At 71.9% G+C, this 19,128-nt stretch carries 17 protein-coding genes; 8 read left to right on the top strand and 9 right to left on the bottom strand.

Annotated elements, in window-relative coordinates:
• Window positions 1-55: 55 nt before the first annotated feature.
• The 3 genes from ACFWEE_RS18725 to ACFWEE_RS18715 form a co-directional block, all read right to left on the bottom strand.
• Entirely contained in the window at window positions 56-628 is a 573-nt protein-coding gene (locus tag ACFWEE_RS18725) for a YbhB/YbcL family Raf kinase inhibitor-like protein (RefSeq protein WP_386890391.1), read from the bottom strand.
• Complete coding sequence (locus ACFWEE_RS18720; RefSeq protein ID WP_386890389.1) at window positions 625-1,188, bottom strand: isochorismatase family cysteine hydrolase; 564 nt, start codon at window positions 1,186-1,188, stop codon at window positions 625-627. The genes ACFWEE_RS18725 and ACFWEE_RS18720 overlap by 4 nt, the downstream gene beginning before the upstream one ends.
• A 167-nt stretch (window positions 1,189-1,355) precedes the next feature.
• Window positions 1,356-1,796 (bottom strand): MarR family winged helix-turn-helix transcriptional regulator, encoded by a 441-nt coding sequence (locus ACFWEE_RS18715; RefSeq protein WP_386890388.1) that lies wholly within the window; start codon window positions 1,794-1,796, stop codon window positions 1,356-1,358.
• A 325-nt stretch (window positions 1,797-2,121) separates the two neighbouring features.
• On the opposite strand from ACFWEE_RS18715, the gene ACFWEE_RS18710 reads away from it, so the two are divergent.
• A complete protein-coding gene (locus ACFWEE_RS18710; protein ID WP_386890387.1) occupies window positions 2,122-4,923 on the top strand; it encodes a glycosyl hydrolase in 2,802 nt (933 codons plus the stop codon).
• A gap of 163 nt (window positions 4,924-5,086) precedes the next feature.
• Here the strand turns inward: ACFWEE_RS18710 and ACFWEE_RS18705 are convergent, their stop codons facing one another.
• Window positions 5,087-6,127, bottom strand: a complete 1,041-nt coding sequence (locus ACFWEE_RS18705; RefSeq protein WP_386890386.1) for a LacI family DNA-binding transcriptional regulator — start codon at window positions 6,125-6,127, stop codon at window positions 5,087-5,089.
• A 254-nt stretch (window positions 6,128-6,381) separates the two neighbouring features.
• Here ACFWEE_RS18705 and ACFWEE_RS18700 point away from each other — a divergent pair, with 254 nt between their 5' ends.
• Window positions 6,382-8,043, top strand: coding sequence for a beta-1,3-glucanase family protein (locus ACFWEE_RS18700; RefSeq protein ID WP_386890385.1), 1,662 nt, complete (start codon window positions 6,382-6,384; stop codon window positions 8,041-8,043).
• A 69-nt stretch (window positions 8,044-8,112) separates the two neighbouring features.
• Here ACFWEE_RS18700 and ACFWEE_RS18695 read toward each other — a convergent pair whose 3' ends face one another.
• The 4 genes from ACFWEE_RS18695 to ACFWEE_RS18680 all read right to left on the bottom strand — a co-directional run bounded on the left by ACFWEE_RS18695 (window position 8,113) and on the right by ACFWEE_RS18680 (window position 11,379).
• The gene (locus ACFWEE_RS18695) at window positions 8,113-9,303 is read right to left on the bottom strand and encodes an MBL fold metallo-hydrolase (RefSeq protein WP_386890383.1); all 1,191 of its coding nucleotides are present in this window, start codon (window positions 9,301-9,303) and stop codon (window positions 8,113-8,115) included.
• A gap of 106 nt (window positions 9,304-9,409) precedes the next feature.
• Window positions 9,410-9,850 carry a PPOX class F420-dependent oxidoreductase gene (locus tag ACFWEE_RS18690; RefSeq protein WP_386890382.1) on the bottom strand — a complete coding sequence of 147 codons (441 nt, stop codon included), beginning with the start codon at window positions 9,848-9,850 and terminating at the stop codon, window positions 9,410-9,412.
• 90 nt (window positions 9,851-9,940) lie between these two features.
• The gene (locus ACFWEE_RS18685; protein WP_386890380.1) at window positions 9,941-10,960 is read right to left on the bottom strand and encodes a DUF6745 domain-containing protein; all 1,020 of its coding nucleotides are present in this window, start codon (window positions 10,958-10,960) and stop codon (window positions 9,941-9,943) included.
• Window positions 10,961-11,052: 92 nt separating this feature from the next.
• A complete protein-coding gene (locus ACFWEE_RS18680; protein WP_386890378.1) occupies window positions 11,053-11,379 on the bottom strand; it encodes a hypothetical protein in 327 nt (108 codons plus the stop codon).
• A 320-nt stretch (window positions 11,380-11,699) separates the two neighbouring features.
• On the opposite strand from ACFWEE_RS18680, the gene ACFWEE_RS18675 reads away from it, so the two are divergent.
• From ACFWEE_RS18675 to ACFWEE_RS18650, 6 genes are all read left to right on the top strand, one after another.
• A complete protein-coding gene (locus ACFWEE_RS18675) occupies window positions 11,700-12,656 on the top strand; it encodes an STM4015 family protein (RefSeq protein WP_386890377.1) in 957 nt (318 codons plus the stop codon).
• Complete coding sequence (locus ACFWEE_RS18670) at window positions 12,653-13,714, top strand: STM4015 family protein (protein WP_386890375.1); 1,062 nt, start codon at window positions 12,653-12,655, stop codon at window positions 13,712-13,714. The genes ACFWEE_RS18675 and ACFWEE_RS18670 overlap by 4 nt, the downstream gene beginning before the upstream one ends.
• Window positions 13,695-14,903 (top strand): STM4014 family protein, encoded by a 1,209-nt coding sequence (locus ACFWEE_RS18665; protein WP_386890373.1) that lies wholly within the window; start codon window positions 13,695-13,697, stop codon window positions 14,901-14,903. The genes ACFWEE_RS18670 and ACFWEE_RS18665 overlap by 20 nt, the downstream gene beginning before the upstream one ends.
• 61 nt (window positions 14,904-14,964) lie before the next feature.
• Window positions 14,965-15,771, top strand: a complete 807-nt coding sequence (locus ACFWEE_RS18660; RefSeq protein WP_386890475.1) for an STM4013/SEN3800 family hydrolase — start codon at window positions 14,965-14,967, stop codon at window positions 15,769-15,771.
• A gap of 37 nt (window positions 15,772-15,808) precedes the next feature.
• Window positions 15,809-17,242: an STM4012 family radical SAM protein gene (locus ACFWEE_RS18655; RefSeq protein ID WP_386890474.1), complete on the top strand. Its 1,434-nt coding sequence runs from the start codon at window positions 15,809-15,811 to the stop codon at window positions 17,240-17,242.
• 7 nt (window positions 17,243-17,249) lie between these two features.
• On the top strand, window positions 17,250-18,164 hold the full coding sequence (locus tag ACFWEE_RS18650; protein ID WP_386890372.1) for an STM4011 family radical SAM protein: 915 nt from the start codon (window positions 17,250-17,252) through the stop codon (window positions 18,162-18,164).
• Window positions 18,165-18,172: 8 nt separating this feature from the next.
• Here ACFWEE_RS18650 and ACFWEE_RS18645 read toward each other — a convergent pair whose 3' ends face one another.
• On the bottom strand, window positions 18,173-18,997 hold the full coding sequence (locus ACFWEE_RS18645) for an SGNH/GDSL hydrolase family protein (RefSeq protein WP_386890370.1): 825 nt from the start codon (window positions 18,995-18,997) through the stop codon (window positions 18,173-18,175).
• Between the last annotated feature and the right edge of the window lie 131 nt (window positions 18,998-19,128).

Genomic DNA, 19,128 nt, shown 5'->3' with positions numbered 1-19,128 from the left:
CGCCCGTGGTCCTGGACCGCGGGCGGGTCGGCGTCTTCACGGGTCGCCCCCGGGGTCAGCGCTCGTACACCCCGGTCAGCCGGGCGCGGCCGAGGACCGGTGCGGTGAGGCCCGACAGCAGGGCGCGGGGGCGCGCCCGGTCCACCGGCGTGGCACCCGGGGCGTCGCCGACGGGCGCGGCGAGGGCGTAGAGCTGGAAGACGTAACGGTGCGGCCCGTGACCCTTGACGGGGGCGGGGCCGTGGTAGCCGTGCCCGACGGTGGCCCGCAGCGGGCGCACCCCGGGGCCGGGCCGTTTCGCGTCCAGCGCGCCGGGCGGGAGGTGCAGGGTAGCCGGGTCGATCAGCGCGACGCAGTGCACGGCGGGCTTGGCCATGGGTACGTCGGTGTCCTCCACGACCAGGAGGAGCTGCGCGGTACCGGGCGGGAGCGCGGTCCACTGCAGGTGGGGGGAGAGGTCCTCGCCTCCGACGCGCTTCGCGCACTGGACCCGCGGAAGGGAGCCGTCGGGGCCGAAGTCCTCGCTGCTGAGGGTGAACAGCCCGGGGCCCCGGAGGTGGGGCAGATTCCACGACAGGTGGGTCTCGCCCGCCCGGCGGTCGCGCAGGAGCCGGCCCAGCAGCGTCATCGGGTGGCCTCGACCATGGCGACGACCTCTGCGGTGGTGGCTGTTTCGCCGAGCTTGGGGAACACGCGCTCCACACTGTGGCGGTGGTCGCCTTCCACCCGGTCGGCCATGGCGTCGGTGGCGAGGACGACGTGGTAGCCGTGGTCGGAGGCCGAGCGCGCGGTCGACTCGACGCCCGCGCTGGTGGAGATACCGGTGAGGACGATCTGGGTGACGCCCAGGTCCCGCAGCAGGGTGTCGAGCCCGGTGTCGTGGAACGCGCTGCGCCGCCGCTTGGTGATCAGGTGGTCGGTCGGCCGGACGTCGAGTTCGTCGATCAGGTCGGCCCAGCCGGGCGACGACGGTACGGCGGCGCCCGTCCGTGCGCCCTCGGTACGCCCAGGGGCCCGCCCGGTGACGTTGACCAGGATGACGGGCAGGCCGTGCCGGCGGAAGGCGGTGACCAGACGGGTCGTGGGCTCGACGACGGCCGCGATCGCGGGGTCGGCGCCTTCGAGGAAGCCCTTCTGCAGGTCGATCACGACGAGCGCGGGGGCGGGGTCGATGGTGGTCAGTGTCACGGTGGTCGTCTCTCCTGTGCGGGTCGGCCGGTCCCGGGGGGGAACGGTTCGGCCGGGGTGTGCGGGGCCGGTCGGGCCGGTCCCGGGGCCGGGTGTGCGGGGTGGTCCCGGCCGGCGCGGGGCCGGGTCCGGGAGGCGTCCCGGGCCCGTTCCGCCGGGGTCGGGTGTCAGATGTTCCGGGCCAGCCGCTCCAGCAGCGGCGCCGCAGCCGCGAGCCGGTCCAGCTCGTCCGGGGTGAACGCGCCCCCGGTCAGGGCCCGGGCGATGAGTTCGGTGCGGGCGTTGCGTTTGTCCTTCAGCGCCTGGCGTCCCGCGTCGGTCATCGTCAGCACCGCCCGCCTGCCGTCCTCCGGGTCCGGGCGGCGTTCGACCAGGCCGCGGGCGCGCAGCCCGGAGAGCGTCGCCCCCATCGCCTGCGCGGTGATCTGCGCTTCCCGGGCCAGCGCGGAGGAGGTGGTGGGACCCGAGCGGTCAAGGAGCGACAGGGCGGTCCGCTCGGGCATCGCGAGTCCGCCCTCGACGGGTACGTGGCGCACCCGCCGTACCAGCACGGCGATGCTCGCCAGAAGGGCCGCGGCGACTCCGTCGGGAGCCAGGTCGTCATTCATAAGGTAAGGCTACTTTATCAACCCCCTTTATCAACCCTCTTCACCGATCCGCCTCACCGCTTCCGCTCCCTCCCCTCACCAAACGTCGCCAGACCGGCCGGAGTCGGTGATCCACGAGTTGAGAGCGCTCTCAACACTTCACCTCAAGCCGCCCCACACCCCCTCCATCCGCCAGAAGTCGAACGCAAGGGCCCGCGCATACTCCTCCAACTACCGTGCGTGCCACTTCTATTGACACAAAGGTTTCAGAAGTTTTACTTTCCTTGGCATCTGAGAGCGCTCTCGAAAGCGCTCCAACCCCCTCCTGACTTCGAGGTGCTTCCCCATGCAAGCCTCCCTCGTAAGACCCGCTGCCGCGATGGCCCTCGCCGTCGCGCTGGCCGCGGTGGGCCTGGGCCCTGCCGCGTCCCCGGCAGTGGCCGCCACGATCACCGCGGGCTCCGGCAGTTACACGGACACCCGTCCGGCCGGCACCTCCGGACCGACCAACAACACCGGCGCGCCGGTCACGCCCAAGCTGACCGAGGCCGCCAAGAACAAGCCGGTCCCCACCAACGACTGGTGGACCTCGCTCGCCTACCAGCGCTACGGCGACAACCCGTACTCCACACCGATGTACGGCCACCCGCTCACCTACCAGGCCACCGCCGGCGGGCTGGAGGTCGGCTACCCGACCACACCCTCGATCGTCGGGGACGGCCGCCAGTACGAGTACGCGCACAAGGCCGACCTGACCCTCGGCCTCAGCGGCCTCAACTCGCCCGACACGAAGGCCGACGACTGGTCCGACTGGACGGTCACCCCCTACTGGTCGGACGGCACCCGCACGCTGCGCACGACCATCGGCCACGGCCTGCCGTTCGTGTACGCGAAGGGCTCCGGCGGCAACGCCAGCATCACCACGGCGAGCGCCCCCACCGTCTTCGCGGACGACGGCAACGTCCTCGGCATCACCGTCGCCGGGCACAACTACGCGCTGTTCTCGCCGACCGGCACCGACTGGACGGTCTCCGGGTCCACCATCACCGCCCCCCTCGGCGGCAAGGACTACTTCTCGCTCGCCGTGCTGCCGTCCACCGACGCGCTCGCGACCTTCCGGAAGTACGCCTTCAGCTTCGTCACCGGATCCACCGTCTCCTGGTCCTCCTCGGGGGGCACGGTCCGGGCGACGTACAGCCTCACGACGGAGGCCAAGGAGGGCACCGAGCGAGGAACGCTCCAGGCGCTCTACCGCCACCAGTGGCTGCACACCTCCGACGCGCTCACGGGCTACACCTACGTGTCCCCGCGCGGCACGATGAAGGTGCGGGAGGCCACCTCCTTCACCACCAGCCAGAAGAGCTCGGGCGTGGTGCCGGCCCTTCCGGCGGTCAGTGGCGTCGACACGGCCCGGCTGACCGCTTACCTCAACGAGGTGGCGAACGCCTCCGACCCGTTCTCCGGGGCCACCGACACCTACTGGACCGGCAAGGCGCTCGGCCGCCTGGCCCAACTGGTGCCCGTGGCCGACCAGATCGGCCAGACCGGCATCCGGGACAAGATGCTGGGGCTGCTGAAGACCCGCCTCCAGGAGTGGTTCACGGCCGGCGGCGCCTCCGAGTTCAGCTATGACACGGCCTGGAAGACCCTCATCGGGTACCCCGCCTCCTACGGCAGCGACACCGAGCTGAACGACCATCACTTCCATTACAGCTACTACGTGTACGCGGCGGCGATCATCGCCCAGTACGACCAGGCCTGGGCCGCCGACTCGGCGTGGGGCACCATGGTCAAGAACCTGATCCGCGACACCGCCAACCCGAGCCGCACGGACAGCGCGTTCCCCTTCCTGCGCGGCTTCGACGTCTACGCGGGCCACAGCTGGGCCTCCGGGCACCAGGGCTTCGCGGCGGGCAACAACCAGGAGTCGTCCTCCGAGTCGACCAACCTGAGCGCCGCACTCGTGCTGTGGGGCTCGGCGACCGGTGACACCTCGCTGCGCGACCTCGGCAGCTACCTGCTGACCACCGAGTCGGAAGCGATCGAGCAGTACTGGTTCGACACCGACCAGCAGGTCTTCCCGAGCTCCTTCGGCCACGACACGGTCGGCATGGTCTGGGGCAGCGGCGCCGCGTACTCCACCTGGTGGACCTCGAACCCCGAGGAGATCCACGGCATCAACACGCTCCCGATCACCGGTGGTTCGCTCTACCTGGGCCGCGACAAGGCCACCGTCAAGCGGAACCTCGCCGAGATGGAGCGGGAGAACGGCGGCCCGGCCGTCGAATGGCGCGACCTGCTCTGGGAGTTCGAGGCGCTGGCCGACCCGGCGTCCGCGAAGGCCAAGTGGGACGCGGGCAACGCGGGTTACACCCCGGAGGCGGGTGAGTCCAAGGCGCACACCTACCAGTGGATCACCACGCTGGACAGCCTCGGCGCCCCCGACATGAGCATCAGCGGGGACATCCCGACCTCCGCCGTCTTCACCAAGAACGGCGTCAACACCTACGTCGCCCACAACTACGGCACCACCGCCCGCACCGTCACCTTCACCAACGGCGCGACGCTCTCCGTACCGGCCCGCTCCACGGCCACCGGAACGGGCGCCGGCGGCGGCACCACCGACCCGGGCACGGACCCCGGTACCGACCCGGGCACGGGCACCTCGACCGGGAACACCTTCCGGCTGAAGTCCGGCGGTACGCTCACCACCGCCACGGACGGCGCCGCCGGAACCGACACGATCGCCTCGGCGGACGGCGTCAACCGGGACGGTACTCCGTACAAGCCGACGACCTACCAGATCACGAACGTCAACGGCACCCTCTCCTCCGGCGCCTCCACCTCGTTCAGCCTCCGGGTCGACGCGGGCACGGCGGTGGGGCTCGCTCCGCAGGTCCGGGTCAGCTACGACCTCACCGGCGACGGCACCTTCGACCGGACGGAGACCTACCGCTACTTCGCGACCGACCCGGTCGCCGGGTGGGAGGGGTACACCCAGGCCGTGGGCGCCCAGGCGACCACCGGCACCCTGGGCAACCTCACCGGTGGAACCGTCCGCCTGGAGATCTGGAACGCCCTGGGGAACAGCACCTCCCAGGTGCAGACCGGTACGGACGCGGCGGTCCTCAAGATCCCGTACGTCTGATCCCGTACGTCTGATCCCGCACGTCTGATCCCGTACGCCCGATCCCTCTGCACCCGTCCGGGAGCAGGAGCCCCCGCAGGCGCCGCGTCACGCGCCCGCGGGGGCTCCTGCGGGTGCAGCCGCTCCCCTCCCGCTCCGGCGGGCACGGGCTCCCCCGCCTACGTCAGGCCGAGGCCCGCCGTACCAGCGTGGTCGGGGTGATCACCGAGTCGGGCGCCTCGGTCCCCTTGCGGTCCCTGGCCAGGCCGCGCAGCAGCAGCCTGGCCATGAGCCGCCCCTGCCCCTCGACGTCCTGCCGCACGGTGGTCAGCGGCGGTACGGTCGCCTCGGCCACCGACTCCATGTCGTCGAACCCGACGACGGCCACCTGGCCGGGCACCGCGATGCCGCGCTCACCCAGGACCCGCAGGGCGCCCGACGCCATCAGGTCGTTGGCGGCGAACACCGCGTCCAGGTCGGGCCGGCGCTCCAGCAGCTCCTCCATCGCCAGCGCCCCGGACTCCACGGTGAACCCGGCCTCCGCGACGAGGGTCGGGTCCACGTCGAGCTGGATGTCGCGGTAGCCGTCGAACCGGTCCAGTGCCGAGGTCTGGTCGGGCGGCCCGCCGATGTACGCGATCCGCTGCCGCCCCAGGTCCCGCAGGTGCTGTACGGCCGCCCGCGCCCCGCCCCGGTTGTCCGCGTCCACGTAACTGGCGGTGCGCTCTCCGGGAGGTGTGGTCCAGCTCGGCCGCCCGCCGTAGACGGTCGGCAGTCCGGCCCGACGGGTGATCGCCGGGAGGGGATCGTCGGTGTGCAGGGAGAAGGCCAGGGCTCCGTCGACGTGGCCGCCGGAGAGGTACCGCTCGATCCGGCCGAAGTCCCCCGGCCCTTCCACGATCAACAGCACCAGCTGGGCGTCGTGTTCGGCCAGCTCCTTGCTGATGCCCCGGAGCTGTCGGGAGAAGAACGGGTCGGAAAAGATACGTATCTCCGGCTCGGCGATCACCACGGCCACCGCCCCGGTACGCCGGGTGACGAGGGTACGGGCCGCGTGGTTCGGGATGTACTGGAGCTCCTCGACCGCCTGGCGCACCCGGTCCACGAGAGGTTTGCGCACACCGTCGCCCCCGTTGACGACCCGGGACGCGGTGGCCCGGGATACGCCCGCACGCGCCGCGACGGCTTCCAGGGTGGGCCGGGAACCTGGGGACTGCTCGGGCAAGGCGGTCGCTCCTCAACGCTGGTCGGCGGCGCGGGAGGTGGGGCCACCGGGTCGCTCCCACCCTAACGCCGGGGTCGCCCCGGAGTGGTGCCCCGTGGCAGCCCTGGTTGAGAGCGCTCCCAAACTCATCCGGTTTCGTTCGGCGCATCCCTTGACCCTCATTGGTACAGGCCATTAGCGTCTCGTTCGCCTCAGGGCAACACCCCCACCACCGTCGCGCTTCTGACGGTTCATCACACCCTTCCGGAGGGTCAGTGGTCTCTCGACGTTCCTTCCTCACCGCGACCGGCGCGACCGCCGCCGCTGCCGCACTCTCCCCGCTGTCGCCGTTCACCTCCACGGCCTCGGCCGCGAGCGCACCGCTCCCGATCTCGCTCCAGAACAACTCCGGGAACAACACCGTCTACGCGTACATCTCCGGCACGGACAGCAGCGGCTGGCCGGTGTTCGTCTCCGCGAACGGTGCCCTGAACCGGCTGCCCAACCCGTCGGCCGCGGTGACCCCGATCGCGGACTACGCCATCCCGCTCGGCGCCTCCGGTTCGGCGGCGACCAAGGTGAACCTGGCCGGCTTCGTCATCGGCGGCCGGGTCTGGTTCTCGGTCGGCCAGAAGCTCAAGTTCTTCGTCAACCCGGGCACCGTCCCCGGGGTGGTCCAGCCCGCGCTGACCAGCGCCGACCCCAACTGGTCGACGAACTGGACCTTCTGCGAGTTCACCTTCAACAGCGCCAACCTGTACGCCAACATCTCCTACGTCGACATGGTCGGCCTGCCGGTCTCCATGTCCAGCACCGGAAGCTCCGGCACCCAGACGGTCAGCCCGCTGCCCACCGGGGCTCTCGCCTCCATCGCCTCCGGCCTCCAGGCCCAGCACGCCGTCGACGGCGCCCCCTGGGACAAGCTGGTCATCAACGACTCCTCCGGCGGGGTGCTGCGCGTACTGGCGCCCTCGCACTCCCCGGTGGACTTCGGCACCTACTGGGACGACTACCTGAACCGGGTGTGGAGCCACTACGCCACCACCCCCCTGACCCTGAACGGCCAGGGCAGCATCGGCTCGTACACCGGCACCGTCTCCGGCGGCGCCATCGTCTTCTCCGGCCTGAACACCAACGGCGTCCCCTTCACCAAGCCGAGTGCCGTCGACATCTTCGGCTGCGCCTCCGGTCCGCTCTACAACTCCGGCGGCGACGCGCGGGGCGCCATCGCGGCCCGGCTCTCCGCCGCGCTCAACCGCAGCAGCCTGCTGGTCTCCGGCGGCAACAACAACCCCGACGGCGTGTCCCCGTCCCAGTACTACACGGACCCCATCACCAACCACTACGCCCGGCTCGTCCACAAGTACGCCAGCATCGGCTACGCCTTCCCGTACGACGACGTCGGCCCCACCAACTCCGCGCCCGTCGACGGCCACATCCAGGACGGCAACCCCACGTCCTGGACCATCTCGCTGGGCGCGGGCACGGGTTCGGGTTCGAACCCGGGCGGCGGCACGGGCACGGGGACCAGCGCCTACAACACCATCCAGGCGGAGTCCTACTCCGCCCAGAGCGGCACCACCACGGAGACCACCACGGACACCGGCGGTGGCCAGAACGTCGGCTACATCGCCAACGGGGACTGGCTCAAGTTCTCTTCGGTGGACTTCGGTTCGACCTCGCCGAGCCAGTTCAAGGCCCGGATCGCCTCGGGCGCCGACGCGGGCGTGAGCGGCGCGATCAAGGTACGGCTGGACAGCACCAGCGGTACGCAGATCGCCGAGATCGACTTCGCCAACAACGGTGGCTGGCAGGCCTGGCAGACCGTCCCCGCCAACGTCGTCGCCTCCGCGACCGGCGTCCACGACGTCTATCTGGTCTTCTCCGGCAGCAGTTCCGACTTCGTCAACCTCAACTGGTTCACCTTCACCCACTGAACCGGCCACCGCGCCGGTGGTCCCGGTGCCCCGGCCGTCGTCGACGGCCGGGGCACCGGGACACGCGTGTCACTCCTCCGTGACGAGTTCGAGGGCGCCGCGGACCTCGCCCTCCGGCAGGCCGGGCGCGGGCCACTCCTGGTCGGGTACGTGGCCCACGGCCCGCCACCACGGCTCGGCCGGCAGTTCCCCGGACGGCTCGAAGGGCTGCCCCGGAATGGGGAAGGCCCCCGGCTGGCCCACTGCCTCAGCAGCGGCCCTGGTCCACTCCCCCGGCTCCGCCCACGCGTGCGGGGCCAGGTTGAAGGTGCCCCAGTGGATCGGCATCAGGACGCCGTGCGGGCGTCCGCCCTGGAGATCCAGATGCGCGCGGACACCCTCGGCGGGCGTCATGTGGATGTCGGGCCAGAACTCCGCGTAGGCACCGATCTGGATCATCGTCACGTCGAACGGGCCGTGCTCGGCCCCGATCTCGCGGAACCCGGAGAAGTAGCCGGTGTCGCCACTGTGGTAGATCCGGTGCTCGGGGCCCTCGACGGCCCAGGAGGCCCAGAGGGTGTGCTGCCCGCTGCGCACGCCGCGTCCGCAGAAGTGCCGCGCGGGGGTCGCCGTCAGCCGGATGCCCGCCACCTCGGTGCTCTCGTTCCAGTCCAGCTCACGCAGGCGCGAGGGCGCCACGCCCCAGTGCTCCAGATGGGCGCCGACACCGAGCGGCACGGCGAAGACGGTGTCCGTCCGGGCGAGGGCGCGGATCGTCGGCAGGTCCAGGTGGTCGTAGTGGTCGTGGGAGATGACGACCACGTCCACCGGCCCGAGCGCTTCGAGCGACAGCGGCACCGGATGGAGCCGCTTGGGGCCCGCGAAGGGGAACGGGGAGCAGCGCTCGCCCCATACGGGGTCGAAGAGCACGCGGCTGCCGTCGATCTCGGCGAGGACGCTGGAGTGGCCCATCCAGGTCACCCGGAGGCCCGAGGCCGGGGGCCGGGCCAGGTCGGCGTAGGTCGTGGCGTACACCGGAATGTTTCCCTGCGGTGCCCTGTGTGACCGTTGTTCCTTGTTGAAGTAGGTCTTCGCGAGCTCCACCGAGGAGCCGGAAGGCAGGGTGCGGGCTTCGACCGGGTTCTGGAACGCTCCGTCGGCGAAGTGGGGCGAGCGTCGGATGCGCTCCATCCGGGCCCCCGAGGGGTCGGCCCCGAACGCGTCGGCACGCATCGAGCGCAGGCGGGTGCGGAGGGGGGTCAGAAAGTCGGCGCCGGTCACAGCATCTCCTGGGGAGTCGGTCTCTTCCTATTATGTGCGGGACATGTGCCCGCGCGACGGTCGGGCACCGCGCCCCGGACCCGCCCGGCTCCCCACGCGTATCGCGTCAGGCACTCGGCTGCCCGTACACGTGATCGATGTGCAGGGTGAGGACGACCCTGCGGTCCCGCACCATCGCCTGCCGGTAGTCGTCCCAGTCCGGGTGCTCACCGAGAACGTCCCGGTAGAGGGTGATCAGTGCCTCGACGGTGGCGTCCCGGGGATCGGCGGCGGGAGGGGTCAGCTCGGCCGTCCCGTCCACGACGGTCCACGCGCGGCGGTTCTCGCTCGTCACGTGGAAGCTCGCCCGGGGATCGCGGCGCAGGTTCCGCGTCTTCGCCCGGTCCTCCGTCACCGAGACCCGGACCGTCCGGGCTTCCGCGTCGTAGGCGTGGTTCACGTTCGACAGCTGGGGACGGCCGTTCTTCCTCAGCGTCACGAGTACCCCGTCGTGCGAGGCACCGACGAGTCGCAGAAGGTCTTCCTGTGTGCGGTCGAGAGACGTCATGCCCCCTCCAACGTGCCCGCACCCCGCAAGATTCCACCGACGGGCCGGCGGCACGATCTTCTGCCGGTGGTGACGCGTGGCCACCCTCCGTCACGTCTGGCGCACCGGTGCGTACTGCTCACCCCCGAGCCCGAAGGTCCAGGCGACCCCGTCCTTCGCCGTACGGGTCCCCGGCGGCACCCGCAGCCAGTACGTGCGGTGGGTGCCGTCGGGTTCGGGGGTGGAGTTGACGACCTCGACCATCACGACGTCCTCGTCCCCCGGGAGCGGAATGCGCCAGAGGATGCCCGTCTCGTCCCGGTGGACCGGCTCCGCCCCGGATTCCTCCAGGTAGCGGTCGTAGCCGAAGTGCTCCAGCATCACGCGCCGCAGCTCGGCGTTGGCCTCCTCGCGTATCCGCTCGGGGGTGAGGGCCGAGAGCTCTTCCAGGAAGGCGGCCGGCACGGGCATGCCGCGCCAGGCGTGGAGGGCGAAGCCGTCCGGGTAGGCGAGCGCCGGGCCGTCCCCGCGGTCGAGGCGGCCCGCCTCGTCGCGGTGCAGCACCTCGGGGCGTTCGGCGACGACGACCACGTTCTCGTAGGGCCACCACCAGCCGGCGTTGCGCGCCACCACCGCGAGGCCGGCCAGGGGCTCGCTGTCCTCGAAGGCGGCGAGCCATGCCGCGTCGTGCTGCCCGAGCACGGCGTCCAGCAGCACCAGCCGCACCGCCGTCTCGTCCTCGGGACGCACGGCGAGCTCGGCCACGACGCCCGCACGGATGCGCTCGGCGAGGGCGGAGGTGGTCTCCCACAGCTGCGCGCCGGTCGCCGACCAGAGCGCGGCCCAGCCCATCGCCCCCAACTCGTCGTATTTGCGGCGGCGTTCGTGACCCCAGGGCCGGGTGCGCACCTCCTCGCGCACCGGCTTCCCGGCGTCGACGAGCTTCTCCACCGCCTCCACCGCGGCCCTGGGCGAGTCCACCCAGACGATCCGGCCCGGCTCCGCCAGTCCCGCCGTGCGGTAGGCCAGGCGAATGCCCTCCTCCGCCGCCGTCCGGTCGGCCCTTCCGGTGGCCGAGGCCACCGCCCGCCACGAGGTCACGTCCCGCGTCATCATGCCCGTCCCTGTCATCCCTGGTCACCCGTTCCTGTTCTGGTTCGTTCCTGCTGCGGTGCGCCTGTCAGGCGCTTCCTTCGTTCCGAGCCCGTGCCGGTGATCGCCCGTCAGTCCGCCACGACGCGGAACGCGCCGGGGACGTACTCCCGCTGACGCACCACGCGGAACCACCCCCTGGGCAACGCGATCGGGGCGTGCTCCTCGTGCACGACCCGCCCCCCGTCGGGGAGGTGGAGCAGCATCGGTCCGAACGTCCCCGACTCGCGTATCAGCCGGCCAGGGCCCTGCACGGCGTGCGCGTGTCCGGTGACCTCACCCAGCGCCAGCACCAACCGACCCCGCGCGTCCCGCAGTTCGCCAGGCGCCTCCAGGAACGGCGCGGGCACCTCGGACTCCTCGACCTTCATGATCAGCACATCCCCCTGCCGGTACACGGACGTCTCCCTTCCAGTGCGGCGCCCCGTGCGCCGAACCTGTGGAGAACGCTAGGAGGTGGGTCTGACATCGGCCGCTCCACGCGGTCGGCGGAGGCACCGCGCGGCTGTGTACGGCCCCGGTCCCCGGACCGTCGGGCCGCGCGATCGCAACCGTGGATCCGCCGGTCCGGGCGCTCCGGGGCGCGGCGTCCCGGGAGCACCGGCGCACGTGCCGGCCGCCGGACGGCGGCGTTCCCCGTCCCGGATGCGGCGCTGTCAGTGGCACTTGATAGACCTTGCGGCAGACAGACGTCCCCAGCACACCGGAGCTTCGGGTCATGACCATTGCGAACCACCTGAGCGAGCTGCACGGCCTTCCCGCCGTCGATTTCGAGATCCCCGCCGAGGGGCGCCCGCTCCCCGAGGCCGGCGCCGTGGCGTGGCGGCTCAGGGTCGACCCGTACGAGGACGACCCGCTGGTCAGCTGGGAGGAGGTCTTCGACCTGTTCCTGGCGACGGTGGACCCGGCCGGCGTGCGGGCGCTGATCATCGGTCAGTGGGGCGAGGCGACCGAGCACCGCTCTTCCTACCCGATAGGCCTGGTGACCGCCGCCGCGAGTCGGCTGACCTCCCTCGAAGCCGTGTTCGTCGGTGACCTGGTCCTGGAGGAGGCGGAGATCTCCTGGATCGAGCAGTCGGACGTGACGACTCTGCTCGACGCCTTCCCCGGGCTGGTGGAGCTGGGTGTGCGGGGCGGCGACGGCCTGGTCTTCCCTCCGGTGCGGCACGACGCGCTGCGGTCACTCACGATCGAGTCGGGCGGCCTGCCGGTGCAGGTGGTGCGCGGCGTGCTGGACAGCGAACTGCCCGCGCTGGAGAAGCTCGACCTCTGGCTCGGCGTCTCGGCGTACGGCGGTGACACGGAGCTCACGGACCTGGCGCCCCTCCTCTCCGGCACCCGTTTCCTGGCCCTGCACCACCTCGGCCTGCGCAACAGCGAGATCCAGGAAGAGATCGCCGGGGCGGTCGCCTCGGCTCCGGTGGTCGCGCGCCTGCGCACCCTGGACCTGTCGAACGGCGTCCTCGGCGACGACGGTGCCGCGGCGCTGCTCGCGGGCCAGCCGCTCACCCATCTCGACACCCTCGACCTCCACCACCACTTCCTCAGCGAGGCGATGGAGCGGCGGCTCACCGCCGCGCTGGAACCGCACGGCGTCCGCCTCGACCTGTCCGACCGCAACAAACCCTGGAACGACGGCGGTCGCGAGAACCGGTACACGGCGGTGGCGGAATGAGCAGCGCGACGGACATCGAGCACCCGGAGAGCTTCCACGGCCTGCCCGTGCACATCCTGCCTGCCCCCGGCGAAACAGGGCCCGGCGAAACAGGGCCCGGTGGGACGACGCCCGGTGGGACGACGCCCGCGAGCGTGGACGGGAAGTCAGCACCGGCCGGAAGCCTCCCGGCGGCGGACGCGGTCGCCTGGCGGCTCGAAAGTGCCTGGCAGGACGATCTCGACTTTCCCGTCCTGTGGCGGCACTTCATGGACACCGTGGACACCTCGCGGGTCCGGGCGCTCGTGATCGGCCCCTGGTGGGAGGACGAGTACACCCCTCTCACGCGGGTGGTCGAGCTCCTTTCGGCCGACGCCGCCCGTCTCCCGTCCCTGCGCGGACTGTTCCTCGCCGACGTGGAGAGCGAGGAGTGCGAGGTGTCGTGGCTGCAACTGTGCGACATCACTCCGGTGCTGGAGGCCTATCCGCTCCTGGAGGAGCTCGTCGTCCGGGGTGGCGGCACCACGGGGGAAACCGAGGACGGCGAAACCCTCCGGCTGCGGCCCGTGCGGCACACCTCCCTCACGTCCCTCCGTTTCGAATCGGGCGGGCTGCCCGGAGACGTCGTGCGGGCGGTCGGCGCCTGCGAACTGCCCGCGCTGCGGAGCCTGGAGCTGTGGCTCGGCTCCGACTGGTACGGCGGGGACGCCACGGTCGAGGACCTTGCTCCGCTGCTCTCCGGCGGAGGGCTTCCGGCGCTGCGCCATCTCGGACTGCAGAACAGCGTCGTCCAGGACGAGATCGCCGCCGCCGTGGCGTCGGCGCCCGTCGTCGCCCAGCTGGATTCGCTCTCGCTGGCCATGGGCACCCTGAGCGACACCGGCGGCGAGGCACTGCTGGCCGGGCAGCCCCTGTCGCATCTGTCGCGTCTCGATCTGCGCCACCACTACCTGGGCGAGGAGATGCTCCGACGCATCGTGTCCGCCTGCGCGCCCGCGGTGGTGGACGCGGAGCCGGGTGACGCGTCCGACTTCGATCCGGACGAGGACGACGAGCGGTATGTCGCGGTCAGCGAATAGCGCGGGGCGGGGACAGGGCCGGGGACCGCGCTTCGCCGTCGTCGGCAACCCGCTCAACCGCCGGGTCGCCTTCTTCCGGGAGGCGGTTCGCGCCGCCGGTCTGCCGGAGCCACGGGTCGTGCCGTGGCTGGACGTCCTGCGCGGCCGGGCGCGCTTCCTGCCGGGCGAGTCGGTGCGCCTGGACTCGCCGGGCGAGGAGGTGGAGGTCGAGCGGCTGCTGCGCGGGGTCGGCGACCCGACCCGTGTGGAAGGCTCGGCCCTCTGGTACGCGAACTTCCTCGCGGCCGTTGGGACGGTGGCCGCCGAGGTGGCGTCCGCCGGCGGTGAACTACTGAACCATCCGGACGAGTTGGCCCAGCTGTTCGACAAGCGGCTGTGCCATGCGCTGCTGGACGGGGCAGGCGTACCGGTACCCGCCTCGCCGACCTCGGGAGCCTCTGCGGCTCCGGTCCGGGACTGGGAGCACGTACGGGAGCTGATGCGGGACCACCGCATGCCCAGGGTGTTCGTGAAGTTGGCGCACGGCTCCTCGGCCTCCGGGGTGCTGGCCGTGGAGACGGCCGGTCCGGGGCGGGTCCAGGCGACCACCTCGGTGGAACGGGACGAGCGGGGCCGGCTGTTCAACTCCCTGCGGGTGCGGCGGTACACCACCGAGCGGGAGGTCGCGGCCCTTGTCGACGCCCTCGCACCGGACGGCCTGCACGTCGAACGCTGGCTGCCCAAGGCCTCGCAGCAGGGCCGGTCGGCCGATCTGCGGGTCGTGGTCGTCGCGGGACGCGCGACGCACGCCGTCGTGCGGACCAGCCGCTCCCCCATGACCAACCTCCATCTCGGCGGGGCCCGCGGCGATCTGGACCGGGTCCGTGAGGCGGTGGCCTCGGCGGGCGGGAGCTGGTCCGAGGCGCTGGCCCTCTGCGAACGCGCGGCTGCCCGCTTCCCCCGGACCCCGTGCGTGGGGGTCGATCTGCTGCCGGCGACCGGCTGGCGGCGGTTCGCCGTGGGCGAGGTCAACGCGTTCGGTGATCTGCTGCCCGGCCTGACCGGTCTGCCGGGCAGCGGCGCCGAAGGCCAGGACACCTACGCCGCGCAGGTGGCCGCCGCCCTGCGGTCCCACCCGGACGCCCCCACCGGCAACGACGACGCATCCGACGAACGAACAAGGAACGACCGTGCCACCGCAGCCCCCTGACCCCGCACCCCTCGCGACCGCCACGACCACGACCACCGCCCCGGACGACGGCGTACCCGACATGAACGCCGTCGTCGGCAGTCACGATCTGCTGCTCGTCACACTGGACACCCTCCGCCACGACGTCGCCGTCGAACTCGCGGCGGCGGGCCGCCTGCCGAATCTGGCCCGGCATCTCCCCGGCGGGGTCTGGGAGAAGCGGCACGCTCCCGGCAGCTTCACGTACGCCTCCCACCAGGCGATCTTCGCCGGGTTCCTGCCCACCCCCGCCTCGCCCGGACCTCACCCCAGGCTCTTCGCGGCGCGCTTCGCCGGCAGTGAGACGACGGCCGGCCGGACCTTCGTGTACGACTCCCCCGACCTGCTGAGCGGTCTGGAAGCAGTCGGTTACCGCACCGTGTGTGTCGGCGGCGTCGGCTTCTTCAACCGGCAGCCGCCCCTGGGCTCGGTGCTGCCCGGCCTCTTCGCGGAGAGCCACTGGGAGCCGGAGTTCGGCGTGGCCTCCCCGGCCTCCTTCGAGGCGCAGGTCACCCGTGCCGAGGAGGTCGTGGCCGCGCTCCCGGCCGATCAGCGGCTCTTCCTCTTCGTCAACGTCTCGGCGCTCCATCAGCCGAACTGGTTCCATCTGCCCGGCGCCACCGCCGAGGCCGGGGACTCTCGCGCGACCCATGCGGCGGCTCTGGAGTACGTGGACCGGCACATCGGCAGGCTCTTCGCGGCGGCAAGCAGCCGGCGCCGGTGCTTCGCCATCGTCTGTTCCGACCACGGCACCGCCTACGGCGACGACGGGTACACCGGTCACCGGCTCGGCCACGAGGCCGTCTGGACGGTTCCGTACGCCCACTTCTTCCTCGAACCGGGGGCCTGACCCGACCATGACCACCACTCGCCCCACCGCCCCGGCCATGACGGCCACTCGCCCCACCGCCCCGGCCGCGACACCCGCCGCCACTCCCACCCCGGCCGGAACGCCCGCCACCGGCGCCACCGTGCGGCCGTACCAGAGCTACGTCTACGCCTACCCGCACAAGACGGCCTACGCGAAGCTCGACGACCGCCCCGCCCTGCGCGAGCTGTGGGCCGGGGAGAACAAGGACGCCCTCCAGCTCTACGCCCACATACCGTTCTGCGAGGTCCGCTGCGGCTTCTGCAACCTCTTCACCCGGATCGGCGCTCCCGGCGAGCTGACCACCCGCTACCTCGACGCGCTCGACCGGCAGGCGTCCGCCGTGCGGGAGGCGCTGGGCGACGACGGGCCGGTGCGGTTCGCCGCCGCCGCGTTCGGCGGCGGTACGCCCACCTTCCTCACCGCCGGCGAGCTGGATCGGCTCTGCGACATCGCGGAGGAGAGGATGGGCGCTGATCTGCGCGCGGTGCCGCTGTCCGTGGAGACCTCCCCGTCCACGGCGACCGCCGACCGGCTCGCCGTGCTCGCCGACCGGGGCACCACCCGCATCAGCATCGGCGTGCAGAGCTTCGTCGACGGCGAGGCCAGGGCGGCGGTCCGCCCGCAGCGCCGGGCCGACGTGGAAGCGGCGCTCGGCCGCATCCGCGAGACCCGGATACCGGTCCTCAACATCGACCTGATCTACGGCATCGACGGGCAGACCCCGCGGACCTGGCTCGCCTCGCTGGACGCCGCCCTGGCCTGGCGCCCCGAGGAGCTGTACCTCTACCCGCTGTACGTACGCCCTCTGACCGGCCTCGGCCGCCTCGCCGAGGGCAACGGCCCCGAGGCCCGGGCGGCGGCGGACGCCGCCTGGGACGGCCAGCGGCTCCACCTCTACCGCACCGGCCGGGACCACCTGCTGGCCCACGGGTACGAGCAGGTTTCGATGCGGATGTTCCGCCGCGCGGACGCCCCGCACGAGGGCCCCGACGACTACGCCTGCCAGACGGACGGCATGGTCGGCCTGGGCTGCGGCGCCCGCTCGTACACCTCGGAGCTGCACTACTCCTTCGACTACGCCGTCGGCATGCCGGAGATCCGCACCATCATCGACCGCTTCACCGCCACCGAGGACTTCTCCCGGGCGGAGGTCGGCCGGCCCGTCGACGGCGACGAGGCCAAGCGCCGCCATCTCCTCCAGTCACTGCTTCAGGCGGCCGGGCTGCCGCGCGCCGAGTACCGGCAGCGGTTCGGCAGCGACCCAGCGGACGACTTCCCCGTGGAGCTGGCCCGCTTCGCGGAGCTCGGGTGGCTGGACGGCGGCAACGGCATAGGCGGCCATGACCTCCTGCGGCTCTCCCCCGAAGGGCTCGCCCACTCCGACGCGCTCGGTCCTGCCCTCTTCTCCCCCGCCGTGCGCGCCGCGATGGCCGCGTACGAGGCGAAGTGAGCGGGCCGTGGACCTGACGATCCTCTACCGCGGCCCGCTCGCGTCCTGCGACTACGACTGCCCGTACTGCCCGTTCGCCAAGAGGCGGGACAGCCGGGAGCAGCTCTCGGCGGACCGGGCGGCGCTCGAACGCTTCACGGCGTGGGTCGCGGCGCAGACCGGGGACCGTCTCTCGGTGCTCTTCACCCCGTGGGGCGAGGGGCTGGTGCGGTCCTGGTACCGGCGGGCGCTGGTCGAGCTGTCCCACCTGCCGCAGGTGGCGCGGGTCGCGATCCAGACCAACCTCAGCGGCCGGACCGGCTGGCTGTCCGGGGCCGACCCTGAGCGGGTGGCGCTCTGGTGCACGTACCACCCGGGCCAGACCCCATACGACCGGTTCCTCGGCAAGTGCCGGGAGCTGACCGCGGCGGGGGTGCGGTACAGCGTGGGGGTCGTCGGTTTCGAGGAGCACCTCGCCGAGGCACGGAGGCTGCGGGCGGAGCTGCCGGAGCAGGTGTACCTGTGGGTGAACGCCGCCGAGGGGGTCGCGTACACGGACGCGGAGGCGGAGCGCTGGACGGCGCTCGACCCGCTGTTCCCGTACAGCCGCCATCCGCACCGCTCGGCGGGGCTGCCGTGCCGGACCGGGGAGTCGGTGATCTCGGTGGACGGGGACGGCACCGTGCGCCGGTGCCATTTCGTCAAGGAAGAGCTGGGCAGTCTCTACGACGGGAGCTACCGCCGGGCGCTCGGCCCGAGGGCCTGCCCACTGGCGGTCTGCGACTGCCATATCGGGTACGTGCACCTGGAGTCTCTGCCGCTGTACGACGTGTTCGCCGGGGGTGTCCTGGAGCGGATTCCGGCGGGCCCGGAGCGGATTCCGGCGGCGCCGGCCGGGCCCGCCGCGGCGGGCCCGGCACGTCTCCGGCTTCCTCTGGTGTAGGGCCCCGCTCAGAGCGGCAGCAGGTCCGGGCGCTTCGCGGCGACCTCGTCGCCGGAGGACTCGCCGCGCAGTCGGCGGCCGATCCACGGCACGAGGTACTCGCGTGCCCAGTGGATGTCGTCGCGCCGCACCTCGAAGGTGTTCCGCTGGGGCTGCGGGGGCCACGGCTGGTCGGGGTCGGCCGGTGTCTCCAGTCCGAGGACCTGCGCGGCGCGCAGTGCCACCCGCGTGTGCCCTCCGGAGGACAGGTGGAGCCGGTCCTCGTCCCAGGCACGGCGGTCCTGGATCGAGCGGAGGGACCAGAGGTCGAGCACCGGGCAGTGGTAGCGGTCCGCGATGGCCCGCAGGTGGACGTTGTACGTGGCGATCTTGCCGCGCATGTGACGCAGGACCGGCACGCCGCGGGTGTCGAACCCGGTGGTGACCATGACGGTGCCGACGGCGTCGGTGAGGTCGGCGACCGCGCGCTCGAAGCGCTCGGCCAGGTCGTCCGGGTCCGTGCCGGGCCGGATGATGTCGTTGCCCCCGGCGCAGAAGCTCACCAGGTCGGGTGCGAGCTCCTTGGCGCGGGGGACCTGCTCCTCGACGATCTGGTCGAGGAGTCGTCCGCGTACCGCGAGATTGGCGTACCGGAATTCCCCGCGCGGGGAATCGGAGCTCGTCGCCTCGTCGGGGACGGGAAGCTGGTCCGCCAGGAGAGCCGCGAAACGGTCCGCCCAGCCGACATAGGTCCCGTCGGGTCCGGGGTCTCCGACTCCTTCGGTGAAACTGTCGCCGATCGCCGCGTACGACCCGATGATGTCTGTCTTCTGGATTCTCGAATCGTCTGCCACGGCCACATATCTTGCTCCTTTCAATGTGACCTACGCGACCGTAAGGAGGGGTTGACGTGGGGTGAGATAGGCCACCCGGTCAGTTTTTGGTAAAGCCGGAATAAGTAGAGGGGCGGCACGCTTGCGCGTGC

The organism is Streptomyces sp. NPDC060184, assembly GCF_042728795.1.
Lineage (GTDB): Bacteria > Actinomycetota > Actinomycetes > Streptomycetales > Streptomycetaceae > Streptomyces.
The sequence above is the reverse complement of the archived record's forward strand: the minus strand, read 5'-3'. Positions and strand labels throughout refer to the sequence as shown.

Bases quoted from the DNA above. Each gene is read 5' to 3' on its own strand.
- ACFWEE_RS18685 (WP_386890380.1), bottom strand. From the start codon at position 10,960: ATGACAGGGACGGGCATGATGACGCGGGACGTGACCTCGTGGCGGGCG.
- ACFWEE_RS18655 (WP_386890474.1), top strand. From the start codon at position 15,809: ATGACGGCCACTCGCCCCACCGCCCCGGCCGCGACACCCGCCGCCACT.
- ACFWEE_RS18715 (WP_386890388.1), bottom strand. From the start codon at position 1,796: ATGAATGACGACCTGGCTCCCGACGGAGTCGCCGCGGCCCTTCTGGCG.
- ACFWEE_RS18725 (WP_386890391.1), bottom strand. From the start codon at position 628: ATGACGCTGCTGGGCCGGCTCCTGCGCGACCGCCGGGCGGGCGAGACC.
- ACFWEE_RS18670 (WP_386890375.1), top strand. From the start codon at position 12,653: ATGAGCAGCGCGACGGACATCGAGCACCCGGAGAGCTTCCACGGCCTG.
- ACFWEE_RS18690 (WP_386890382.1), bottom strand. From the start codon at position 9,850: ATGACGTCTCTCGACCGCACACAGGAAGACCTTCTGCGACTCGTCGGT.
- ACFWEE_RS18665 (WP_386890373.1), top strand. From the start codon at position 13,695: ATGTCGCGGTCAGCGAATAGCGCGGGGCGGGGACAGGGCCGGGGACCG.
- ACFWEE_RS18675 (WP_386890377.1), top strand. From the start codon at position 11,700: ATGACCATTGCGAACCACCTGAGCGAGCTGCACGGCCTTCCCGCCGTC.
- ACFWEE_RS18660 (WP_386890475.1), top strand. From the start codon at position 14,965: ATGAACGCCGTCGTCGGCAGTCACGATCTGCTGCTCGTCACACTGGAC.
- ACFWEE_RS18710 (WP_386890387.1), top strand. From the start codon at position 2,122: ATGCAAGCCTCCCTCGTAAGACCCGCTGCCGCGATGGCCCTCGCCGTC.